Raw genomic sequence first — 23,357 nt, forward strand, 5'->3', positions numbered from 1 at the left:
CCCTCCAACCGGTGGATTTTCTCATCCACGCGCTGCAGCAGGTACTCATCATTGTTCATGGCATAGACCCGCTCCAGCGCCAGCTCATCGGCCAAGGTTTTCTCTTGTGGCGTTAACTGTTTTGTATTCATCACGTTAATTACCCTGAATTTGGATCTGTGAGGATGACATAAGGGCCGGGGCTTTTCAATTCATTCGCCGCCGCGGCCATCGGTGTTGCAGGCTAGCTGCGCTGACGCTGTGCCGGTTCGCGCAGCCACAGGATAAAGTGCAGCAGCGCCATAAAACCGTGGCCGGCCAGATAGACTTCGATCAGCCCCGTCAGGGTCTTATGGATGGATTTGGCATCGCCGGTCCATGCAGAGCCGCTGCGCCACAGGACAAACCACACCAGCCCAGAGAGCACCACCAGCAGCAGGGCGCCGAGTCCCAGCCCTTGAACGCAGGTGGCAATGCCTTGTGGAGCGGTGCCCGGCAGGCGCATTTTAAATATATCCCCGATGTCGGTTTTCAGCTGGCTGACGTCGCCGAACAGGTAGGGGAAAAAGTAACGCAGTCCGCGCGTAGAGAGGCTGTACAGGGTCAGTACCAGCGTCAGCAGCACCATCAGCAGACCGATACCAATATGCATCCAGGTAAAAATATCGTAGCTCAGCCCGGGCCGAATCTGCTGTTGTTGATTGAATCCCATCCCATTGCTGGTGAGAATTTGTACGATAACAAGCAGCATAATAATAAAGTGCAGCACGCGCAGAAAGGGTTTCTGGTAAGTGCCGAGATAACGCCAGAACAGTGGGAATAAGGTGGAGAGACGAGACATCATGGTTACCTTCTGTTTTATATTTTTATCCGGGTATTACGCTGGCGTGCCGTCGCGGTGCCAAGGTGTTATTTCATGGAGCGCCGCGTGTTACCTGCCGGAGTGTGCAGGGGAGAAATACCGACGTGCCGGGGGAGTCGCTATCTGCACCCGCGCATACAGACCAGGAGCCGTAATACCGGGCCGTGTGCCGTAGCTGTGCATGCGCGTCGTCGCGCGATGCCATCCGTTACGGGGCCGCCTAATCATACCGGCCTTTCTACTATAGTCAGCATGAATAATGTTAACCAGCGGATTTATTCACTCCTCTGTTACATAGTGTTTTTGACCGATTAAACTACGGTTTTATTCATGGTTAACGCTCGAACAGTGCGTATTTCCCGAACCCTTTCTCCGCACTTTTCGCTATATATGCAGGCTACGGACAGGATATTGGTTCTACCGAACGCGGTGGCTTTTAATAAAAATGGCGATAGGAATAATAACCATTTTTATTTTTTGCGCTGGTCGCCTCGGTGGAGGGACTTTTTACCGCCCGGGCGGAATAATCGGACGGTGGGATTTACACTGAATCAAATAGGCCAGCATGGCCAAATCTTGTCGAAATTATGCCTTGGAGGCAAAAATGCGCTGGTGCGAGCTGAGCCGTTGGTTATTCCCCGTATCGCTTACGCTGTTATTTCCCCTGCCGCTGAAGGCGGCGGAGGCAGCGCACCCTGTACGCCATCTGGAGAGGGTGGTGATCGTCAGCCGCCACGGCGTACGGGCGCCGACCAAAATGCCGGCGCTGATCCGTGAGGTCACCCCGGATGGGTGGCCGGTATGGCCGGTGCCACTGGGTGATCTTACGCCGCGCGGAGCGTCCCTGGTGACCCTGCTCGGCGCCTATTATCGGCAGCAGTTGAGCCGTGAGGGGCTGCTGCCCGCACAGGGGTGTCCCCCGGCAGGGTGGGTCTATGCCTGGACCGATGTGGATCAGCGTACGCGTAAAACCGGCGCGGCTTTTCTGCAGGGATTGGCACCGGGCTGTGCTGTCGCCATCCATCACCGGCCTGATGTGTCTCAGCGCGATCCCCTGTTTCATCCGGTCAAGGCGGGCCTCTGTCGACTGGATAAGGCCCGCACGCGCCGGGCGATTGAAGCGCAGGCCGGTATGCCGCTGGCCGCGCTCAATCACCGTTATGGCACCGCGCTGGCGCAGATGGCGCGGGTGCTGCATTTCGCGTCGTCGCCCTATTGCCAGCGGCGCAGCGGCGATGGGGTGTGTACCCTCGCCCGGACCATGCCAACCCGGCTGCACATGGACGCTCACGGCGCCATCGCGCTGCGCGGCGCTCTGGGCCTCTCTGCGACGCTGGCGGAGATGTTTCTGTTGCAGCAGGCGCAGGGAATGGCGCAGCCGGCCTGGGGGCGTATCGCCACCCCGGCGCAGTGGCGGTCGTTGCTCCAGCTGCATAACCTTCAGTTTGATCTGCTGTCGCGTACCGACTATATCGCCCGTCATCGCGGGACGCCGCTGATGTATACCGTGCTGCAGGCGCTGCACGGGCAGACGCCGCGCCTGCCGGGATTAACGGCGCAGAACCGCCTGCTGCTGCTGGTCGGCCATGATACCAATCTGGCCAATCTGTCCGGCCTGCTGCAAACGCCGTGGAGCCTGCCCGGACAGCCGGATAATACGCCGCCCGGCGGCGAACTGCGTTTTGAGCGTTGGCGCGACAGCACGGGTCGCGCCTGGGTGCGGGTGAGCGTGGTCTACCAGTCGCTGGCGCAGCTGCGCCGGCAGAGCCGCCTGACGCTGCCGCTGCCGCCGCATCAGATGACCCTGGCGTTGCCGGGATGCCGGGGGGAGATGGCGGATGGCCTCTGTCCACTGGATGCCTTCAGCCAGTGGCTCTCCTCCCGCCTGATCCCGGCGTGTCTGCCGGTGCCCGACGGCGCGACAAACGCAATGGAGTAAGCCCGGCCCGCCGTCCGGCAGCGGCGGCGCCCTCCCGCGGTGGTTTGGCGCCCCCCTTTCCGCAGTACCCGGTGCACCGCCTGCCGTGCCGCTTTTTCCACCGATTGCATCGGGCTTTTTTGCCTAATGCAGGCCGACAGGGTAGGCTGTCGCTCCTTCTGATTTTTTAACGTAAATCATGTGGATACACGGGCTCAGAGAGGCCTGGGGCACGGCGTGTCGCGCAGCGGGATAATCCCGGGGCGGGGCATGACAAACAGACAGAAAATAGGTTATTGAAGAATGAATTTACAGGGTAAGGGCGCAGAGGCGCAGGCAGACCGGCAGCGGCGTGCGCTGGATGCCCATGAGGCGGGTTACCAGAAGGGGATGGGAAAGCGGCAGATCCAGATGATCGCCATCGGTGGTGCCATCGGCACCGGACTGTTTCTGGGCACCGGTGGGCGCCTACAGGCGGCGGGGCCTTCACTGGCGCTGGTGTATCTGATCTGCGGGCTGTTTTCGTTTTTTATTCTGCGCGCACTGGGTGAGCTGGTACTGCATCGCCCGGCCAGCGGCAGCTTTGTCTCCTATGCGCGGGAGTTTTTGGGGGAGAAGGCGGCCTACGTGGCCGGATGGATGTATTTTCTCAACTGGGCGATGACCGGCATCGTCGATATCACCGCGGTAGCGCTGTATATGCACTATTGGGGCGCCTTTGCCGGGGTGCCTCAGTGGCTTTTTGCCCTGATGGCGCTGACGCTGGTCGCGACCATGAATATGATCGGCGTGAAGTGGTTTGCCGAGATGGAGTTCTGGTTTGCCCTGATTAAGGTGGTGGCTATCGTTCTGTTTCTGCTGGTCGGTACCCTGTATCTGGGCAGCGGTCGCCCGCTGGCGGGGAGTCCGACCGGGCTGCATCTGATCACCGATAACGGTGGTCTGTTTCCACACGGCGTGCTGCCGGCGCTGGTCTTGATCCAGGGGGTGGTCTTTGCCTTCGCCTCGATCGAGCTGGTCGGTACCGCCGCCGGTGAGTGCCGCGATCCGCAGCGCCTGGTACCCCGGGCGATCAACAGCGTTATCTGGCGTATCGGCCTGTTTTACGTCGGCTCGGTCCTGCTGCTGGTCTGCCTGCTGCCGTGGAATGTCTATCAGGCCGGTCAGAGCCCGTTTGTCACCTTCTTCTCCCGGCTGGGCGTGCCTTACGTCGGCAGCCTGATGAACCTGGTCGTGCTGACGGCGGCGCTTTCCAGCCTGAACTCCGGGCTGTACTGCACCGGTCGGATCCTGCGCTCGCTGGCGATGGGCGGTTCGGCGCCGCGCTTTATGGCCCGGATGAGCGCCCAGGCGGTGCCGTACGCCGGGATCCTGGCCACCGTCGCCCTGTATATGGTGGGCGTGGTGCTTAATTATCTGCTGCCGAGCCGGGTATTCGAGATCGTGCTCAACGTAGCCTCGCTGGGGATCATCGCCTCCTGGGCATTTATCATCGTCTGTCAGATGAAGCTGCGCCAGGCGATCCGCGCCGGGCGAGCCAAACCGGTGGCCTTCCGGATGCCCGGCGCCCCCGTTACCGGTTGGCTGACGCTGGCATTTCTGCTGGGGGTCGTGGTGCTGATGGCCTGTGACTATCCGAACGGGACCTGGACGGTCGCCACGCTGCCGCTGTTGGTGCTGTTGCTGGCACTGGGCTGGCGCGGGCTGCACCGCTGCGAACAGCAGGGTGACGTGTCGGCTCTGCCCGCCGACTGCGAGGCCGGGCAATGAATACTGGCTGCGTGCCCGGCTCATATTTGCTAACACAATGGCGGGCGGGTGAGACGCATCCCACCACGGCCTCAGTTACACTGAGCTACCGGTGGCGATGCGTCGATCGCCGCGCTGACTGCCATTAAGGAGCATCATGATGCTACAGCTTGATCCGGCCACGACGGCCCTGGTACTGATCGATTTACAGCAGGGGATCCTGCCCGTCGCTGTTGCGCCCTATACCGGCAGCGCAGTGGTTGCCCGTGCGGCCACGCTGGCGGCGGCGTTCCGCGCCCGGGCGATGCCGGTGATCCTGGTTCGCGTGGGATGGAGCGCCTCTGGCGCCGATGCCCTGCGTCAGCCGGTCGATGCGCCGGCGTCGGGGGGGACGCTGGCGGATAACTGGTGGGATTATCCGCCGGCGCTGACGCCACAGGCGCAGGATATTCAGATCGTTAAGCATCAGTGGGGGGCCTTTTACGGCACCGATCTGGATCTGCAGCTGCGCCGTCGCGGTATTGATACGCTGGTGCTCGGGGGGATCTCGACCAATATCGGGGTCGAATCGACGGCGCGCAGCGCCTGGGAGCATGGCTATGGGCTATGGATTGCAGAGGATCTCTGCGCGGCGGCGGATGAGGTCCAACACCGTCACAGCTTCCGCTACATTTTCCCGCGCATCGCCCGGGTGTCACACAGCGCGGCGCTGTTGGCCGCGCTGGGAAAGGAGGGATAAAACCCGTAGGTTACGGGCTGCGCCGGGAGCGCGCGCAGCGCGGACGGACGTTTACTGATGGCGCTGGGCCGCGGAGTCCTGGACGAGAAACGGATCGTTCTCCAGCTTATCATAGGGAACCTGCTTCAGGGCGAAGTTCTGCACCATCACCTTCGACGGAATGGCTTTTTGGCCAGAGATAAAGCGGTAACGATCGACGATCTCCCCACTCTTGATCCCGGTCCAGTCAGAGAACAGATGCAGGAAATCATGGGCTGAACGGCGCGCCCTGATCACGGTACGGCGTTCGTCACCGCTGGAGAGGATCATCAGCGGTACCTGATAGTTCTGACGGTAGCGGTCGTGATGCGCCAGAAACTCACTGCGTGAACCCTTTTCATGGAAGGCCAGACCGTGATCGGAGAAGTAGATCATGGAGAAGTTTTGCCCGCTCTTGCTCAATTGGCCGTACAGCTCACTCAGAAACCGGTCCGTCTGGGTGATGCTGTACAGATAGCAGGAGGTCTCCTTCGTATGGACGAAGGTCGTAAAGTGGTTATTGGTGCGATCGCAGGCCTGGGGATGGGAGCCAATCAGATGGTAGACGATCAGCTTCGGCCCCTTTGCGGGGGCGTCCAGCGCCTGCTGGGTAAAGTTCAGCAGATCCAGATCGGAGGTGGATTTTCCGTCCTCAAAGTCGCCCTGCTTGAGGAAGTGAACCTCATCGGCCCGCTTGGCGATGCTGGCGACGATGGTGTCATATTTGCCCAGCTGCCCCTGATTGGAGAACCAGAAGGTCCGGAAACCGGCTTTCTGCGCCAGCGTAATGATACTGTTTTGATATTCGGCCTGTCCGTTGCGCACCAGGTTCAGCGTCTGGCCCAGGGATTTCTGGGTCGAGGGCGCCGCGGAGATATAGTCGTTGAAGAAGATACCGTTGACCTGGCTGGCGAAGGGGGTGGTGGGCCACTTGCCACCGAAGGCGCCGAGCGCATCGCGGCGTGCGCTTTCGCCAATCACCAGCACATAGATCTGATGCCTGGGCTTGACCGAGGTGACGTGCCAGCTGTCGGCGACAGAGGAGAGCGTCTGCATACGGGCCATCTCGCGATCGACCTCCAGCGTGCCGTTGGCGGTATCCTTAATAAAGCGTGCGACCGGATAGCCGGTGTCGCTCAGACGGAACTCGCCACCGGCGCTCAGGTTGGTGACCGGTGTCAGCAACAGGCCGCACAGGGCGAGCAGCAGGTAGAGCGTCTTGGGCAACCCCCAGGATTTTTCACGCGGTATCCCCCGCCACGCCAGGACGCCGCCGAGCAGCAGGATAAACAGGGCGATCAGGTAGTCCCAGAAGGGGAAGATCTGCGCCATCTCGCCGGCTTCTTCCGGGTTGGTGGAGTAGAGCGCCAGCACCGAGTTGAAGTTGGGTGGGCCAAAGACCCGGCCAAACGGGTAGTAGAATCCGGCGACCAGGGTACAGATCAGCAGCAGAACCCGCTGCGTTCGTGGCAGGTAGTGCGCCAGCAGCAGGAAAATAGCAGCCAGTCCCAGCGCATAGATCAAGCTGAAATGATAGCCCAGCCCCCGGTTAATCAGGGTGGAGAGGATAACGTAAAGCAGCGGGTATGGCGTCAACAATTCGCCGCAGCCCTCTTTTGCGCGTAACAGTAATTCTTTTGGCTTCATGGTTTTTTTCTGAACAAGATGCGCTGGTGATCCCGGTTTACCGTGATGAATCCCTCCACGCTCTGGCGAGAGGGCAGGGTGTACGACAGAGCTGCCGCTGGAAGGGGGATCCGGGGTATCGGATTCGGTCCGGACTGGCAGCCTGAAGATAATCTGAGCTGGAGCGAATAGCAACAGATATCCGGCATACAATATATGATAAACAAAACAAATATATTAGGCTGAGTCCGATAAACATGTGCGCCCTTGCCATCGGGGACAGGCGCATATGTCGACAGGGGCGTCAGGCCCCTCATCTCCTACAGGTGGGCGCCAGCCGAGCGCCGTGCAGAAACGGCAACAGGCGCCATTTTTCCTGTCATATGTTAATTATAAGATAAAGAAATCTTATGTGCCAGGCCGTTGCGCGCCGGTCGAATTGCGGTTGAGGGTAATCGCCTGATCGGTCAGCGCATCGGGCACAATATTCATATGGCGCAGTATATCGCCCATGATCTGGCCAAAAATAGGCCCGGCTACCGAGCCGCCAAAGTGCTTACCGGCGGTCGGGTGGTTCACCATCACCACCAGGGCGACGCGCGGATTGCTCGCCGGTGCCACGCCGGCGGTATAGTTAATGTAGCCGCCGTCGTATTTCCCGTCGCTGCCCATCTTTTCTGCGGTACCGGTCTTGATCGCCAGACGATAGCCGGGAACCGCCGCCGCCACGCCGCTGCCGCCCGGCAGGGCATCGCTCTCCATCATATGTACCACGGTGCGGACGATGTTGGCGTCGATCACCTGGGTACCGATCACCGGCGGTGTGACTTTGGTGATCGAGAGTGGGCGGAACAGGCCAAAGGAGCCGATGGTGGCATACTCCCGCGCCATTTGCAGGGGGGTGATACGCAGGCCATAGCCAAAGGAGAACGTCGCGCGTTCAATGTCAGACCAACGCTGGCGGTGCAGCGGGAAATAGCCGCCGCTCTCGCCGCTGATGCCCAGTGCGGTGGAGACCCCGAGCCCAAAGTTATGGTAGAGGTTGACCAGCACATCGGCGGGCATGGCCAGCGCGATATGGGATACCCCGATATCGCTGGATTTTTGCAGAATACCGGTGATGGTTAGGCGTGACCAGTGGCCGACGTCGCGGATCAGGTGGCCGTTAACCGGATACGGCATGGTATCGATGACGGAGTCCGGGCGGATCAGGTGGCGCTGCAGACCGGCCATCACCACCAGCGGCTTCACCGTCGATCCCGGCTCAAAACTGTCGGAGATAGCGACGTTACGCATATCCTGCTGGGCTACCCCCTGGTAGTTGTTGGGGTTAAAGGAGGGATAGCTGGCCATGCCGAGGATCTCGCCGGTATTCACATCCACCAGCACGGCGGCGCCGGAGTCGGCCTGATTGCGCAACACCCCGTCGCGCAGGTGGGAGTAGAGCGCGTACTGCATATAGCGATCGATGCTCAGGGGAAGTGTTGGCGCCTGCCGGGCCGGATCGTCCTCCATCAGGCCGACCACGTGGCCATAGCGATCCTTACGGTAAAGGCGGTAGCCCGGCTTGCCCTGCAGCAGACTGTTAAAGCCGTGCTCGATCCCGTTCAGCCCCTGTTGATCGAGCCCCACGATGCCGATCAGCGGCGCCGCCGCCTCCCCCATCGGGTAGTAGCGGCTGGAATCGTCCGGGGTGGTGACGCCGGGGATATGCAGCTTGGTGATATAGTCTGCGATCCCGGCCTCGATCTGGCGGTCCAGATAGATAAAGCGTCGCTGGCTGTTTTGCAAGATCTTGTCACGGACGCTCTCCAGCGGCTGCGACAGCGCGTTGGCCAGATAGCGCCACTGTGCACTGCTGAGCTGGGGATCGTGCTCCAGTACCCGCACCGGGTCGGCGATCACATCGTTAGAGGCGACGCTGACCGCCAGAGGGTGTCCGTTACGATCGGTAATGGTGCCGCGCAGCGGGTGGGTGACCAGCTCGCGCAGCGAGCGCTGATCGGCCTCTTTTTCCAGCTGGGGCTGCTTCATGAGCTGCAAATAGCCAACGCGCAACAGCAGTAATAACAGAAAAACGCCAATGCCGATGTAAATCAGCACAAAACGGCCTGTAAAATAGTTGACCTTTCCTGTTTGAGTGCTTTTTTTACGCATAAAGTAGTCTACAACGAAGAATAATAAAATGATGACGATTGATAACACTATAAATTAGCTGATGGAATGGATTTGGGTGGTGAAACATTTATACGTAATAAAGCCAAAGTTGAAATAAATAGCCGTAAAAAACAACACCGGAGTTTCTCCACAGGCAGTGCTCTGATATTGACACCGTCATACGGCCGCTGCCGCCGCGCGGCGAAATAGCCCGGTGAACTCCGGGTTTGTCTTAAGGATCAGGCGCAGTATAAACCCGGAGTTTACCATGACATGGTCATCCAGCAGGATGACGCGGATCATGGGAATGCCGCCTTGGCCAAGGAGGGGGTGCCTATGAGACCTGTGGCGAAAATCACTGCGATCAGTTGAGCGTATTTATTGCGTCATGGTAACAAAATTGTTATTAACCTGGCGCCGTCGTCACTGCGGCGGGAGTATCAACCGGGTAATTCACCGGGGAGAGGCGCTACACCACGCCGGTTTATGCGGAATAACTGCGCACCTCACGGGATATATTGACTTCGAAAAATCCGCGTACGATGAATCCAGCCTAAAAATTAACATAGCAGGAAAATCATCGCAGAGATAACTGAAAATATTTATCAAGTTGTTCGAATTCCCCAAATAGCAATCGGCACCTTGAATGGAGGATAATTATCCGCGCCGGATTGTCATCATCGCGATACGGTGATAGCCAGAGAGAGGGCCAACGCGTGGGAAGGAGTGCCAGGCAATGACAGCAGTACAGGATCGTTTCGCTCACCAGTCTCCGCTTTCGGATACAGATCGCCGGGTGACGCTGGTGATGGACTGCGATCGTTTTTTTTATCACAGTCTGGCGCAGCATATTATTTCTGACGATCGGATATTACATGAAACGCGCTATGCCCACCTGGCGGAGGCAATCGCCACACGGCAGGTCGACCAGGTGATCGCCGAGCTGTATACCCATGATGATACGCCCATCGATGCGCTGCTGGCGCTGATGCGCGTTCGCGCCTATCGTCCGTCGCTGCGGATTACGGTGATGACGGATATTACCCATCCGGCGGTGCTGGCGGCCGTTCACAGCCTGGGGCAGGTGAGCCTGATCTCCAAGCGGGAGCCACTGCCCCGTCTCGCCGAGGCCTACCGGCGTGCGCAGCGTCAGGCGCATCTCAGCCCGCGGATGATACGCAAGATGCAGGCACAGCCTGAGGTGGCCGGCATGTCGTTTCACGAGTGGAAGGTGGTGGCCATCCGCAGCCGCGGCGGCGATAACTATCAGGTCGCCAGCTACCTTGGGATCCATCATAAAAGCGTTAACTATCGCCAGCGCTGCATCATGCAGAAACTGGCATTCGCCAGTAAGCCGGAGTTTTTGCGGTTTCTCAGCGCAATGAGCGATAACCCGGTGCATGCTCCCTGCTTACCGCGGCACCGGCAGCACGCCGGTATGGGGCGGACGCCGCTGAGCTCTCTGCGTTAACGCGCTTTCTACCGTATACAATGCGCGGTGCAGGCAATGTGGCGTCTATCACAACGTCCCCCGTACCGACGGACTCAGTCGCTCGGAGTCAGAATACGGCGGGCCACCGTCTCATCAATATGCTGCCGCTCCCCCAGCGACAGCAGTTGAAAACGGCGCAGGTTATCGATAATGGCGACCACAGGCGCTGAGCCAGTTCGGCATCCCCATATCGCTGAAGCAGCGCTCGGTGTGCCCGATGGCCGAGGCGATCTGCGCCACATCTCCCAGGGATCGCCCGGACAGTACGCCGCGGCGGCGATAAACTTGCTGCCGTCGATCGCCGAGCCGCCACGATGGCCAGCAGAAAATCGATGCGCTGTTCGCGCACCTTCTATACCGTCTTCAGCAGCGTCTCCTGCAGGGGGGCCTCGATGCCACCAAACTCAGCGACGATGCGTGGCCCCAGTACGCGACGAACTCCATCCAGGTAGCCACACTGGTGGGCGTTATTGCCGCCGTAGGTGAGCAGAATGCGCGCTCCGACGGGAATAGATTGCGGAATATCGGCGATGCGCCCGCCGCCAAACAGAATGTGGGTGGGATTATAGTAATCAAAGTTGAATATCTGCGGGGCTCCCCAGTCGTGGCGGGGGAATACGCTTTCCCCGGTGGGATCGGTCGTATCCGTTGGTGTGTGGTTAACATCGGCATAGCGCGTCGGGGTAGGCCACAGCCTGACATGCTCCTCCTGAGCCTACTGGTACTAAAAGCAGCCATGTGCACTTTTGGTCATAAAAACCATTAGCCTTATGTGTAATTTCAGTACGTAGTGTAATTTATTATATTTAATGATGAATATTTCGAATAAACCCGTTGAATAGTTATATCGATATTACTGAATAAAAGAGAAATAGAGGATTGGCGATGGAATGGAGATCTCCGCATTAATTGATATATATCAGAGTGTAGCTCAGGAAATATTCTATGAAACGACTCCGTCCATCAAGGCTATCTATTTTTATTCTATGGTTTTGCTCAGCGTTTAGTTTTTCATGTGATTGTTTAAATTTATTCAGTGTTTAAACCTATGGATATACATTAACACAACATTAAAATCCAAAACTGTAAAAAATAGTTTATTTTTCCTACAATTATTTTTCTTGCTATTCAAAAAGTTAAACGTATAGCCAGCGCAGATTTCTCATTAGGTTAAAATATGAACTAATTCGGCAAATGTCATACTTTTCCCGCCACTTTTTGTGATTTGGATCACGTTTTTCTCAAATTTGACACCTTGCCTCGTTGTACATTTCGGCCATTCAGGGGTAGAGTTGCGCTGCTTTAAGAATCGTCTTAATGCCGTCTGTTATTCACCCCTAGGGTGCCTAACCTCCATTTGTATATCAAAAGTACAACGTCGGGTCATATAACACGCAGCAAACATGACCGTTATGCTTCATTTCACATTAGTTGAGCGGTTATCAGGTACCTCATTCTCCTGCGCCTCGCGCAGTTATAGTAAAGGTACGTTTCATTGTGTTGGCCGATTGAGTCAAGCAGGGTGAGATAATGAGTACCTCGGAAATACTTAAACATATTTATGACATCAACTTGTCATATTTGTTATTAGCACAGCGATTAATTCATGACGACAAAGCCTCTGCCATGTTTCGGCTGGGGATTGACGCAGACATGGCGGAAACCTTGGTTCAGCTGACGCTGCCACAGATGGTAAAACTGGCTGAAACCAATCAGTTGGTGTGCCAGTTTCGCTTTGAAGATCATCAGACCATCCAACGCTTGACCCAAGAGTCACGTGTGGACGATCTGCAACAGATTCATACCGGAATTCTTTTGTCCAGCCACCTGCTTCAGCAGCTGTCGGCAGATGGAAATGATTCGGGGAAACGGGGCTGAAATGAGCGAAAAAAGCATCATTCAGGAAGCACGCGACATACAGCTGGCGATGGAACTTATCTCTCTGGGGGCGCGTCTGCAGATGTTGGAGAGCGAAACCCAGCTGAGCCGGGGACGCCTGATCAAGCTGTACAAGGAGCTGCGCGGCAGTCCGCCGCCGAAGGGGATGCTGCCATTCTCCACCGACTGGTTTATGACATGGGAGCAGAATATCCACTCTTCCATGTTCTATAATATTTATGCGTTTATGCTGACCAGCGGCGCCTGCCACGGGGTAGAGGCGGTGATCCGCGCCTACAAACTCTACCTGGAGCAGTGTCCGCCGGCGGACGGCGAATTGCCGGTGTTGGCGCTGACACGTGCCTGGACGCTGGTGCGCTTCGTCGAGAGCGGCATGTTGGAATCGGCCCACTGCAACAGCTGTGACGGTAGCTTTATTACCCATGCTCATCAGCCGCTGCACAGTTTTGTCTGTAGTTTGTGCCAACCGCCGTCGCGGGCGATAAAAAGACGTAAACTTTCTGAGAATCCTGCCGATATCTTTCCACACTTGCTCGGTGAGCAAGAGAAACGTGTGGTGTAACTGATTGAGGCAATCAGCCCAGTAGCGTGCGGTACAGCGTCAATGCTACCGTGCGCTGTCTTCGGGCACATTCTGTCATCGACCTTCTTCTTTCCGGCCCTGGGCCGGCAGATTACATCCGACTGTTCACTCCGATCATGTAAGGAATTCACGTGCTGATTCTACTGGGATATGCCGTTGTGCTAATCGCGGTTTTTGGCGGTTACACGCTTGTTGGGGGCCATCTGGGAGCGTTGTATCAGCCATCTGAGTTATTGATTATTGGGGGAGCGGGCATCGGCGCTTTCATCGTAGGCAATAATGGCAAGGCGATTAAGTCGACGCTGCGAACCCTGCCCAGGCTTGCCCGCGGCTCTAAGTACAACAAGGCGTTGTATATGGATGTGATGGGGCTGATGTATCAGCTTCTGGCCAAATCGCGTCAGCAGGGCATGCTGACCCTGGAGCGTGATATCGAAGATCCTAAAGAGAGCGAAATTTTTTCTAATTATCCCCGTCTGATTGCCGATAACACACTCATTGAGTTTATTACCGACTATATGCGACTGATCATCAGCGGCAACATGAATGCCTTTGAGATCGAATCCCTGATGGACGAAGAGATCGAGACCTTCGAACAGGAGGCCGAGGTGCCGGCCGGCAGCCTGGCGGCGGTCGGTGACTCTCTGCCGGCGTTCGGTATCGTAGCGGCGGTGATGGGGGTTGTACATGCCCTGGCTTCGGCCGATCGCCCCGCGGCAGAGCTGGGGGCGCTGATCGCCCATGCCATGGTCGGGACGTTTCTGGGTATCCTGCTGGCCTATGGATTTATCTCCCCTCTGGCTTCGCTGATGCGTCAGAAGAGCGCCGAAACCGCCAAAATGATGCACTGCATTAAGACGACGCTGCTCTCCAGTCTGAACGGCTATGCCCCGCAGATTGCGGTGGAGTTTGGCCGTAAGACACTGTACTCCACCGAGCGACCGTCATTTCTTGAGCTGGAAGAGCATGTGCGTCAGGTGAAATACCCGGCGAAACAGGCGGCAACGGAACAGGCGGCAACGGAAGACGAAGTATGAAGGGCGGTAAACAACCGGTCATTCTGGTCAAAAAGAAACGCAGCAGTCACGCTCAGGCCAGCCATGGTGGTTCCTGGAAGATAGCCTATGCCGATTTTATGACCGCCATGATGGCGTTCTTCCTGGTGATGTGGCTGCTGGCGATCGCCAGCCCGCAGGAGCTGACCCGCATCGCCGAATATTTTCGTACCCCGTTGAAGGTTGCCCTGAGCGGGGGACAGCGATCCAGCGATAGCTTTAGCCCGATCCCCGGTGGTGGCGATGATGTGACGCGGAAAGAGGGCGAGGTGCGTAAGTTTGCCGCAGATCCCGATCCGAAGACGCGTACCGATCAGATGCGCCTGAAGCGCCTGCGCGAGCGTCTGGAGCAGCTGATCCTCAGCGATCCACGCCTGAAGCTGTTGCGCCCGCACCTGATGATCAACATGACGGATGAAGGGCTGCGTATTCAGATTGTCGACAGCCAGAAGCGGCCGATGTTCAAGAACGGCAGCGCCCAGGTTGAGCCCTATATGCGGTATATCCTGCGGGCGATTGCGCCGATTCTGAATGAACTGCCGAACAAGATAAGCCTGTCCGGGCATACGGACGATCTGCCGTATGCCAATGGTGAAAAGGGATACAGTAACTGGGAGTTGTCGGCAGACAGGGCCAATGCATCACGGCGTGAGCTGATGGCCGGTGGTCTGGACAGCAATAAGATCCTGCGCGTGGTGGGTATGGCAGATACCATGAATTTGCACAATATGGCTGGTAATGCCGCAGAAAACCGCCGAATCAGTATTCTGGTGCTGAATAAAGCCACCCAGGATCGGATTGAACGCGAGGATGCAGAGGGTGGCGACGCTATTGATATGAGTCAGCCGACGGTTCCGGAGCAGTGGCAGCGTATCGGGGCCGCCAGCGGCCAACCGGCGGTAACACCCTTGATTCCGACTCCGACGCCGATGGCGCCAATGAACGACCACGTCAAAATTCCGAGCGCGATAGATAAGAGGTGACCTGTGAGCATGGATATGAGTGCGTTTTATCAAACGTTCTTTGATGAAGCGGATGAACTGTTGGCTGATATGGAACAGCACCTGCTGGCGCTGGATCCCCAGGAGCCGGATAACGAACAACTGAACGCTATCTTTCGCGCTGCCCACTCTATCAAGGGGGGGGCGGCCACTTTCGGTTTTACCGTACTGCAGGAGACCACGCATCTGCTGGAAAACCTGCTCGACGGTGCCCGCCGTGGTGAAATGCGGCTGAGTACCGAAATCATCAACCTGTTTCTGGAAACCAAAGATATTATGCAGGATCAGCTCGATGCCTATAAGTCCGCGCAGGACCCCGATGCCGATAGCTTTGAGTATATCTGTCAGGCGCTGAGGCAGCTGGCGCAGGAAGCCAAAGGGGAGGCTCCTGTCGCGGCTCCGGCAAGCGTTGTGGCAGAGACGGTCAGCGCTCCCGCAGCCCCGGCTGCAGCCCCCGCCGCGGCCGCGGCCCCGGCAACCGGAGCCATGACGGTCTCCCTGACCGGGCTCAAGCCGGCCGAAATCCCGCTGATGCTGGAGGAGCTGGGGAATCTGGGTACCGTACAGCAGCATCAGGAGAGCGACAGTTCGCTGGAGGTGGTACTGGATACCACGGTCAGTGAGGATGATATTACGGCGGTGCTGTGCTTTGTGCTGGAGCCGGAGCAGATCCACTTTACCCATCCGACGGCGGAGGTAGCGCCGCAGGTCAGCCTGGAAGAGGCAGCCCTGTCATCTGATGCGGTGACCACCGAGACTTCCGTGGTGGAGCCTGCCCCGGTTTCTGCGGCCGCAGAGGCCACCGTGGCCCCGGCCGGAACCACACCGGCCCAAGCTGAAACCACACCAGCCGCTGCGACTCCTGCTGAGGCTGGCGCAGCATCTGCCGCGCCAGCCCCGCATATCCCGCGTCACAACCCCCGCGCGGCCAAAGGGGCAGAGAGCAGCACCAGCATTCGCGTCGCCGTGGAGAAGGTCGATCAGCTGATCAATCTGGTGGGCGAACTGGTGATCACCCAGTCGATGCTGGCGCAGCGTTCCAATATGCTGGATCCGGTCGATCACGGCGATCTGCTCAATAGCCTGGGCCAGCTTGAGCGCAACGCCCGGGATCTGCAGGAGTCGGTCATGTCGATCCGCATGATGCCGATGGAGTACGTCTTCAGCCGTTTCCCGCGTCTGGTGCGTGATCTGGCCAGCAAGCTCGACAAGCAGGTAGAGCTGACCCTGCTGGGCAGCTCCACCGAACTGGATAAGAGCCTGATCGAGCGCATTATCGATCCGCTGACTCACCTGGTGCGCAACAGTCTGGACCACGGCATCGAATCGCCGCAGGTACGCCAGGCGGCGGGTAAGAGCGCCGTCGGTAACCTGACTCTCTCTGCGGAACACCAGGGGGGCAATATCTATATTGAGGTCATCGACGATGGCGCCGGGCTGAATCACCAGAAGATCCTGGATAAAGCGCGTTCCCAGGGGATGGCGATACACGACAACATGACCGACGAAGAGATTGGCCTGCTGATCTTTGCGCCGGGTTTCTCCACCGCCGATAAAGTAACCGATGTTTCCGGACGCGGCGTCGGGATGGATGTGGTGAAGCGAAACATTCAGGCGATGGGCGGCCACGTTGAGATCGAATCGCGTGAAGGGAAAGGTACGACGATCCGTATCGTCCTGCCGCTGACCCTGGCGATTCTGGACGGTATGTCGGTCAAAGTCAGCGGCGAGGTTTTCATTCTGCCACTGAACGCCGTGATGGAGTCACTGCAGCCAAGCGACGATGATCTCTACCCGCTGGCCGGTGGTGAGCGGGTGTTGCAGGTGCGCGGCGAATATTTGCCGCTGGTGGAGCTGCATCGCGTCTTTGACGTCGCCGATGCCAAGACCGACGCCACTCAGGGGATTGTGGTGATCCTGCAAAGCGCCGGACGCCGCTATGCGCTGTTGGTCGATCAGCTGATCGGCCAGCATCAGGTGGTGGTGAAAAACCTGGAAACCAACTACCGCAAAGTGCCGGGTATTTCCGCGGCAACCATCCTCGGCGACGGCAGCGTGGCGCTGATCGTCGACGTGGCGGCGCTGCAGGGCATCAACCGGGAAAAACGGGTCTCCGGCACGGCCGCCTGACTCTTAACCATGCAACCGGCGCCGCCGTAGGCGGCGCTGATGACGATGAATAAATAAAGGTGAACTGACATGACTGGACTGGCTTCCGTAGACAAACTGGCGGGTGAAACCGTGGGCCAGGAGTTCCTGGTATTTACGCTGGGGGATGAAGAGTACGGTATCGATATCCTCAAGGTGCAGGAGATCCGCGGCTACGATCAGGTTACCCGTATTGCCAATACGCCCTCTTTTATTAAAGGGGTGACCAACCTGCGCGGTGTAATCGTTCCGATCATCGATCTGCGGGTGAAGTTTTCTCAGCAGGACGTCAGCTATAACGATAATACCGTGGTTATCGTACTGAACTTCAGCCAGCGTGTCGTCGGGATCGTGGTGGACGGCGTCTCTGATGTGCTCTCCCTGAGCGCGGATCAGATCCGCCCGGCGCCGGAATTTGCGGTGACGTTGTCGACCGAGTATCTGACCGGCCTCGGCGCACTCGGCGAGCGTATGCTGATCCTGGTGGATATCGAAAAGCTGCTCAGCAGCGAGGAGATGGCGCTGGTCGATAGCGTCAGCGCCTGATATCAGGCCCGCCGCGGCGGCGGCGGGCCACTGCCCAGTGCGATTTACGGGGCTCATGATTAGTAGAATATGCTGTTATAGTGGCCAAAAAAGATAATTTGACTGTCCTTCCCGCCATAAAGTTTTATCGCCGCGCGCCGATATTTCTGACATCTGATGCAGCAAAAATGAGACGCCCATGTTAAACCGCATAAAAGTAGTTACCAGTTTGCTACTGGTGTTGGGGTTATTTGGCATTTTGCAGATGACTTCCGGAGGAGTGTTCTTTGACGCCCTGAAAAGCGACAAAGAAAGTATGACCGTTTTACAAACCATTCGCCAACAGCAGGCCGCACTTAACGCCAGCTGGGTGGCATTGCTCCAGACGCGCAATACCTTAAACCGTGCCGGGATCCGCTATATGGCCGATCTGAACAAGACCGGCACCGGTTCGACGGTGACTGATTTGATGCAGCTTGCCCGAACGGAGCTGAAAACTGCGGAAGGTGAGTGGCAACGCTATCAGGGATTGCCGCGCGATCCGCGTCAGAGCGAGGAAGCCATGGAGGCCATGGAGCAAAACTATGGCACCCTGCATAATGCGCTGGGAGAGCTGATCCAGCTGCTTTCCGCCGGCCACATCAATGAATTCTTCGAACAGCCGACCCAAAGTTATCAGAATAGCTTTGAGAAGAGCTATACAACCTACCTCGCTCAGAATGATCGCCTTTATAAAGGTGCAATGTCAGATAATAATGACGCTTATCACTCAGCCCTGTGGACACTGTTTGGCGTTATGGTGGTGGTTATCGCAGCCATCGTGCTGGTGTGGATGGGGATCTACCGTGCGCTGAGTCGTCCGCTCAATAGCCTGATGGGCAATATCCGCCAGTTTGCCGTCGGCGATCTCTCCGGTCGCATTGAGGTGCGCGGCAGCAATGAAATGGGACAGCTGGCCGACAGCCTGCGCCATATGCAGAGCGAATTTATCCGCACCGTCAGCGACGTCCGTCAGGGCGCCAATGCCATCTACAGCGGCGCCAGCGAAATCTCTGCCGGAAATCACGATCTCTCCTCGCGTACCGAACAACAGGCGGCATCGCTGGAAGAAACGGCGGCCAGCATGGAACAGCTGACGGCGACCGTGAAACAGAACGCCGAAAACGCCCGCCAGGCCAGTCAGCTGGCGCTGAGCGCCTCTGAGACGGCCCAGCGCGGCGGCAAGGTCGTTGCCAACGTAGTGCAGACCATGCATGACATCGCCGGCAGCTCGCAGAAGATCGCTGACATTACCGGGGTCATCGACGGCATCGCCTTCCAGACCAATATTCTGGCGCTGAACGCGGCGGTAGAAGCGGCGCGCGCCGGTGAGCAGGGGCGTGGTTTTGCCGTGGTGGCGGGCGAGGTGCGTAACCTGGCTCAGCGCAGCGCCCAGGCAGCGAAAGAGATTAAAGGGCTGATTGAGGACTCCGTCAGCAAGGTCGATACCGGTTCGGTATTGGTCGAAAGCGCCGGCGATACCATGGGTGACATCGTTAACGCGGTCACCCGGGTCACCGACATCATGGGTGAGATTGCCTCGGCCTCTGACGAACAGAGCCGCGGTATCGAGCAGGTGGGCCAGGCCGTCTCCGAGATGGACAGGGTGACACAGCAGAACGCCGCACTGGTAGAAGAGTCCGCCTCTGCCGCCGCGTCGCTGGAGGATCAGGCCAGCCATCTGAATCAGGCTGTCGCGGTATTCCGCATTGAGCCTCAGGGCGAGGCGGAGCCGGTAGTCCGCACCGCGCCGCTCAGCAGCGCCGCTCCCGCGCCGGTGAAAGCCAAAGCGTCGGACAGCAGCGACGATAACTGGGAGACGTTCTGACCACCCGACGGCTTTCCGCCCCTGATGGCGGAGAGCTGACTGCCAGTGCCGGGCGCCGTGAGGCGCCATAGGCATATGGGAGCCAACATAAAAATGACAACCGAGCCGGTACCCTACACATCGCCGGCCAGCGAGGAAGCCTATCGTGTTTAACCGAATCCGTATATCGACCAGTCTATTTGTACTGGTGCTGGCATTTTGCTTTTTGCAGCTGTCATCCAACGGGGTCTCGTTTATGGCCATCCGGTCTGACAGTGATAACTATGCCCGGGTACAGTTATCCAACGCGCAGCGCGAGAGGCTGGGACAGACCTGGGTTGCCCTGTTGCAGGCGCGTAATACGCTGAACCGTGCCGGTACCCGTGTGGCGCTGCATATCCCCCAGGAGCAGATCGATGCGCTGATGTACCGGGTGCGCGCCATGCTGAAAAAGGCCGATGGCACCATGCAGCAGTATATGGTCTATTCAGACGGCAATGATGAAGAGCGCGCGCTGTCTCAGGATACGCAGCAGCATTATCGGGCGCTGCGCACGGCGCTGTTACAGCTGATCGACCTGGTGGAGAAGGGGGATCTGCAGGGGTTTATGGACCATCCGACCCAGCAGATCCAGGATCAGTTTGAGGCCAGTGTGGCGAAGCTGACACAGCACGTTGAGGGCGAACTGAAGGAGGGGGCCGAGATCAACCACCGCTCCTACCAACTCTCCATGGTGCTGAATCTGACGGCCGTGGTACTGCTGGTGCTGCTGGTGCTGATCGCCATCTGGTGGCTGCGCAATATGCTGTTGGCGCCGCTGACCTTAATGCGTACGCACTTTGAGCGCATCGCGCGCGGCGATCTGTCGGCGGAGATTAAGGTGGATGGACGTAATGAGATCAGCCAGCTGTATGCCAGTCTGCGCAGCATGCAGCAGGATCTGGCCGGAACGGTGCTGTCGGTACGTCAGGGAACGGACGCCATCTATACCGGACTGCAGGAGATCGGTGCCGGTAACAATGACCTCTCTTCGCGCACCGAGCAGCAGGCGGCCTCACTGGAAGAGACGGCCGCCAGTATGGAACAGCTGACCGCCACGGTGAAACAGAACGCCGACAACGCCCGTCAGGCGTCGCAGCTGGCTCAGGAGGCCTCTCATACCGCCAGTGAGGGTGGTGAGATCGTCAGCCAGGTGGTGCGGACCATGCATAATATTACGCAAAGTTCGCAAAAAATCGGAGATATCACCGGGGTCATCGACGGCATCGCCTTCCAGACCAATATTCTGGCGCTGAACGCGGCGGTAGAAGCGGCGCGCGCCGGAGAGCAGGGGCGCGGCTTTGCGGTGGTGGCGGGTGAAGTGCGTAACCTGGCCCAGCGCAGCGCCCAGGCGGCGAAAGAGATTAAAGGGCTGATCGAGGAGTCGGTCAGCCGGGTAAAACAGGGGTCAACCCAGGTAGAGCACGCCGGAAACACCATGGATAACGTGGTGCGTTCGGTGGTACGGGTGACCGATATCATGGGCGAAATCAGCTCCGCATCGGAGGAGCAGAGCAGGGGCATTGAACAGGTCGCCCTGGCGGTAACGCAAATGGATCAGGTGACGCAACAGAACGCCGCGCTGGTAGAGGAAGCGGCATCGGCAACCCAGTCTCTGGAGGCGCAGGCAGACGTCCTGACGCGCGCTGTCGCCACGTTCCGGCTGGGCGGCGATGCGGATGCGGCGCAGAGCGATCTGCAAGGGCACGCCAATGGGATGAGCTGATGGGCTTTCCGTCCGGCGGAAAGCGAAATTGAAGTAGGTGAGTTAACTGGTGAGTGATGACGAATTTATTACTACAGGCAGCACAGGGGGAAAACAACGTCTCCTCACTGGCAATGCAACGTCTGACGTTGGGGGATGCCCATTTTCGGCGGATTAGCCAGTTGATTTACCAACGGGCCGGCATCGTGCTTGCCGACCATAAACGTGAAATGGTTTACAACCGGCTGGTACGTCGTTTACGGGCGCTGAATCTGAGCGACTTTGGCGACTATCTGGCGCTGCTGGAGAGTCACCCGGAGAGCGAGGAGTGGCAAACCTTTGTCAACTCGCTGACCACCAACCTGACCGCTTTTTTTCGCGAGGCGCATCACTTCCCGATTCTGGCGGAGCATGCCCGCGCGCGGCGGCATAACTACTGTGTCTGGAGTACGGCGGCGTCCACGGGCGAGGAGCCATACTCGATCGCGATGACCCTGGCAGAAGCGCTGGGGCCATCACCGATGGTGCCGCAGGTGTGGGCCAGCGATATCGACACCCAGGTGCTGGAAAAGGCGCAGCGCGGTATCTATCGCCAGGAGGAGGCCAAGCTGCTGAGCACCGCGCAGCTGCAGCGCTTTTTTCTGCGCGGCACCGGGCCTCATCAGGGACTGATCCGGGTTCGCCATGAACTGGCGCAGCGGGTGCATTTTCAGAAGTTGAATCTGTTGGATGCCAAGTGGGATCTGCCGGGTCCATTCGATGCAATTTTTTGCCGTAACGTGATGATCTATTTCGATAAACAAACGCAGGCTCACATTCTGCGCCGTTTTATCCCCTTGTTAAAACCGGGTGGCCTGCTGTTTGCCGGTCATTCGGAGAACTTCAGCCAGATCTCCCGTGAATTCCATCTGCGCGGGCAGACCGTTTACGGGCTGACGAAGGAGAGCCGATGAACAAGATCAGAGTATTGTGCGTAGATGACTCCGCGCTGATGCGCCAATTGATGACCGAGATCGTGAACAGTCACCCCGATATGGAGATGGTGGCCGTTGCGCAGGACCCGTTGGTCGCGCGGGATCTGATCAAAAAATTCAATCCTCAGGTACTGACACTGGATGTTGAAATGCCGCGCATGGACGGCCTCGACTTTTTGGAGAAACTGATGCGCCTGCGCCCGATGCCGGTGGTGATGGTCTCCTCCCTGACCGGGAAGGGATCGGAGATCACCCTGCGGGCGCTGGAGCTGGGCGCGGTGGACTTTGTGACCAAGCCGCAGCTGGGGATCCGCGAAGGGATGCTGGCCTATAGCGAGCTGATCGCCGACAAGATCCGCACCGCCGCGCGCGCGCGTCTGCCGCGCCCGCTGAAGCAGAGCGCGCCGCCGGCGACCCTGAGCCACGGCCCGCTGCTCAGCAGCGAAAAGCTGATCGCCATCGGTGCCTCTACCGGTGGTACCGAGGCGATTCGCCACGTGCTGCAGCCGCTGCCGGCGACCAGCCCGGCGCTGCTGATCACCCAGCATATGCCGCCGGGCTTTACCCGCTCTTTCGCCGAGCGGCTGAACAAGCTGTGCCAGATCACGGTAAAAGAGGCCGAGGACGGCGAACGCATTCTGCCGGGGCATGCCTATATTGCCCCCGGCGCTCACCATCTGGAGCTGGCGCGCAGCGGCGCCAACTATATCGTGCGTCTGCATCAGGGGCCGCCGGTGAACCGTCATCGTCCCTCTGTCGAGGTACTGTTTGACTCCGTCGCCCGCTGTGCCGGCCGCAACGCCGTAGGGGTGATCCTGACGGGGATGGGCAACGATGGCGCTGCGGGGATGCTGCGGCTACACCAGGCGGGCGCCTACACCATTGCGCAGAATGAAGCCAGCTGCGTGGTGTTTGGTATGCCGCGCGAGGCGATTCAGATGGGCGGGGTCGATGAAGTGGTCGACCTCTCCCAAATCAGCCAGCGTATGCTGGCACAGGTCAGCGCCAAGCAGGCGCTGCGCATTTAACCGATACCGGGCCG

18 protein-coding genes are annotated in these 23,357 nt (G+C 58.4%); 14 read left to right on the top strand and 4 right to left on the bottom strand.

Annotation, left to right across the window (positions count from 1 at the left end; genetic code table 11):
- Positions 1 to 223: 223 nt before the first annotated feature.
- Complete coding sequence (locus tag EIEH_RS11030; protein ID WP_015870791.1) at positions 224 to 820, bottom strand: cytochrome b/b6 domain-containing protein; 597 nt, start codon at positions 818 to 820, stop codon at positions 224 to 226.
- 625 nt (positions 821 to 1,445) lie between these two features.
- On the opposite strand from EIEH_RS11030, the gene EIEH_RS11035 reads away from it, so the two are divergent.
- The 3 genes from EIEH_RS11035 (at position 1,446) to EIEH_RS11045 (ending at position 5,247) form a co-directional block, all read left to right on the top strand.
- A complete protein-coding gene (locus EIEH_RS11035) occupies positions 1,446 to 2,780 on the top strand; it encodes an AppA family phytase/histidine-type acid phosphatase (protein ID WP_015870792.1) in 1,335 nt (444 codons plus the stop codon).
- Between the two features lie 282 nt (positions 2,781 to 3,062).
- The gene (gene ansP, locus EIEH_RS11040) at positions 3,063 to 4,529 is read left to right on the top strand and encodes an L-asparagine permease (RefSeq protein WP_015870793.1); all 1,467 of its coding nucleotides are present in this window, start codon (positions 3,063 to 3,065) and stop codon (positions 4,527 to 4,529) included.
- A 139-nt stretch (positions 4,530 to 4,668) separates the two neighbouring features.
- Positions 4,669 to 5,247: a hydrolase gene (locus EIEH_RS11045; RefSeq protein WP_015870794.1), complete on the top strand. Its 579-nt coding sequence runs from the start codon at positions 4,669 to 4,671 to the stop codon at positions 5,245 to 5,247.
- Positions 5,248 to 5,298: 51 nt separating this feature from the next.
- Here EIEH_RS11045 and EIEH_RS11050 read toward each other — a convergent pair whose 3' ends face one another.
- The 3 genes from EIEH_RS11050 to EIEH_RS19960 form a co-directional block, all read right to left on the bottom strand.
- The gene (locus EIEH_RS11050; RefSeq protein ID WP_015870795.1) at positions 5,299 to 6,912 is read right to left on the bottom strand and encodes a phosphoethanolamine transferase; all 1,614 of its coding nucleotides are present in this window, start codon (positions 6,910 to 6,912) and stop codon (positions 5,299 to 5,301) included.
- Positions 6,913 to 7,299: 387 nt separating this feature from the next.
- Entirely contained in the window at positions 7,300 to 9,048 is a 1,749-nt protein-coding gene (locus tag EIEH_RS11055) for a penicillin-binding transpeptidase domain-containing protein (protein ID WP_015870796.1), read from the bottom strand.
- 177 nt (positions 9,049 to 9,225) lie between these two features.
- On the bottom strand, positions 9,226 to 9,351 hold the full coding sequence (locus tag EIEH_RS19960; RefSeq protein ID WP_015870798.1) for a hypothetical protein: 126 nt from the start codon (positions 9,349 to 9,351) through the stop codon (positions 9,226 to 9,228).
- A gap of 433 nt (positions 9,352 to 9,784) precedes the next feature.
- Here EIEH_RS19960 and EIEH_RS11060 point away from each other — a divergent pair, with 433 nt between their 5' ends.
- From EIEH_RS11060 to EIEH_RS11115, 11 genes are all read left to right on the top strand, one after another.
- On the top strand, positions 9,785 to 10,519 hold the full coding sequence (locus tag EIEH_RS11060) for a helix-turn-helix transcriptional regulator (RefSeq protein ID WP_015870799.1): 735 nt from the start codon (positions 9,785 to 9,787) through the stop codon (positions 10,517 to 10,519).
- Positions 10,520 to 12,070: 1,551 nt separating this feature from the next.
- Positions 12,071 to 12,418 carry a flagellar transcriptional regulator FlhD gene (flhD, locus tag EIEH_RS11070; RefSeq protein ID WP_015870801.1) on the top strand — a complete coding sequence of 116 codons (348 nt, stop codon included), beginning with the start codon at positions 12,071 to 12,073 and terminating at the stop codon, positions 12,416 to 12,418.
- Between the two features lies 1 nt (position 12,419).
- A complete protein-coding gene (gene flhC / locus EIEH_RS11075; protein ID WP_035609571.1) occupies positions 12,420 to 13,001 on the top strand; it encodes a flagellar transcriptional regulator FlhC in 582 nt (193 codons plus the stop codon).
- A 152-nt stretch (positions 13,002 to 13,153) separates the two neighbouring features.
- A complete protein-coding gene (motA, locus tag EIEH_RS11080) occupies positions 13,154 to 14,059 on the top strand; it encodes a flagellar motor stator protein MotA (protein WP_015870803.1) in 906 nt (301 codons plus the stop codon).
- Complete coding sequence (gene motB, locus EIEH_RS11085) at positions 14,056 to 15,060, top strand: flagellar motor protein MotB (RefSeq protein ID WP_035609574.1); 1,005 nt, start codon at positions 14,056 to 14,058, stop codon at positions 15,058 to 15,060. Before motA ends, motB begins: the two co-directional genes overlap by 4 nt.
- 9 nt (positions 15,061 to 15,069) lie before the next feature.
- Positions 15,070 to 17,208 (top strand): chemotaxis protein CheA, encoded by a 2,139-nt coding sequence (gene cheA / locus EIEH_RS11090; protein ID WP_035609578.1) that lies wholly within the window; start codon positions 15,070 to 15,072, stop codon positions 17,206 to 17,208.
- A 69-nt stretch (positions 17,209 to 17,277) separates the two neighbouring features.
- Positions 17,278 to 17,772, top strand: a complete 495-nt coding sequence (gene cheW, locus EIEH_RS11095; protein WP_015870808.1) for a chemotaxis protein CheW — start codon at positions 17,278 to 17,280, stop codon at positions 17,770 to 17,772.
- Positions 17,773 to 17,950: 178 nt separating this feature from the next.
- On the top strand, positions 17,951 to 19,618 hold the full coding sequence (gene tsr / locus EIEH_RS11100) for a methyl-accepting chemotaxis protein (protein WP_015870810.1): 1,668 nt from the start codon (positions 17,951 to 17,953) through the stop codon (positions 19,616 to 19,618).
- A gap of 145 nt (positions 19,619 to 19,763) precedes the next feature.
- Positions 19,764 to 21,362: a methyl-accepting chemotaxis protein gene (locus EIEH_RS11105; protein WP_015870811.1), complete on the top strand. Its 1,599-nt coding sequence runs from the start codon at positions 19,764 to 19,766 to the stop codon at positions 21,360 to 21,362.
- Between the two features lie 56 nt (positions 21,363 to 21,418).
- Complete coding sequence (cheR, locus tag EIEH_RS11110) at positions 21,419 to 22,294, top strand: protein-glutamate O-methyltransferase CheR (RefSeq protein WP_035609580.1); 876 nt, start codon at positions 21,419 to 21,421, stop codon at positions 22,292 to 22,294.
- Positions 22,291 to 23,343 carry a protein-glutamate methylesterase/protein-glutamine glutaminase gene (locus EIEH_RS11115; protein ID WP_015870813.1) on the top strand — a complete coding sequence of 351 codons (1,053 nt, stop codon included), beginning with the start codon at positions 22,291 to 22,293 and terminating at the stop codon, positions 23,341 to 23,343. Before cheR ends, EIEH_RS11115 begins: the two co-directional genes overlap by 4 nt.
- Positions 23,344 to 23,357 lie beyond the last annotated feature (14 nt).

Origin of the sequence: Edwardsiella ictaluri ATCC 33202 (assembly GCF_000264785.1) — a bacterium.
Classification (GTDB): Bacteria; Pseudomonadota; Gammaproteobacteria; order Enterobacterales; family Enterobacteriaceae; genus Edwardsiella; species Edwardsiella ictaluri.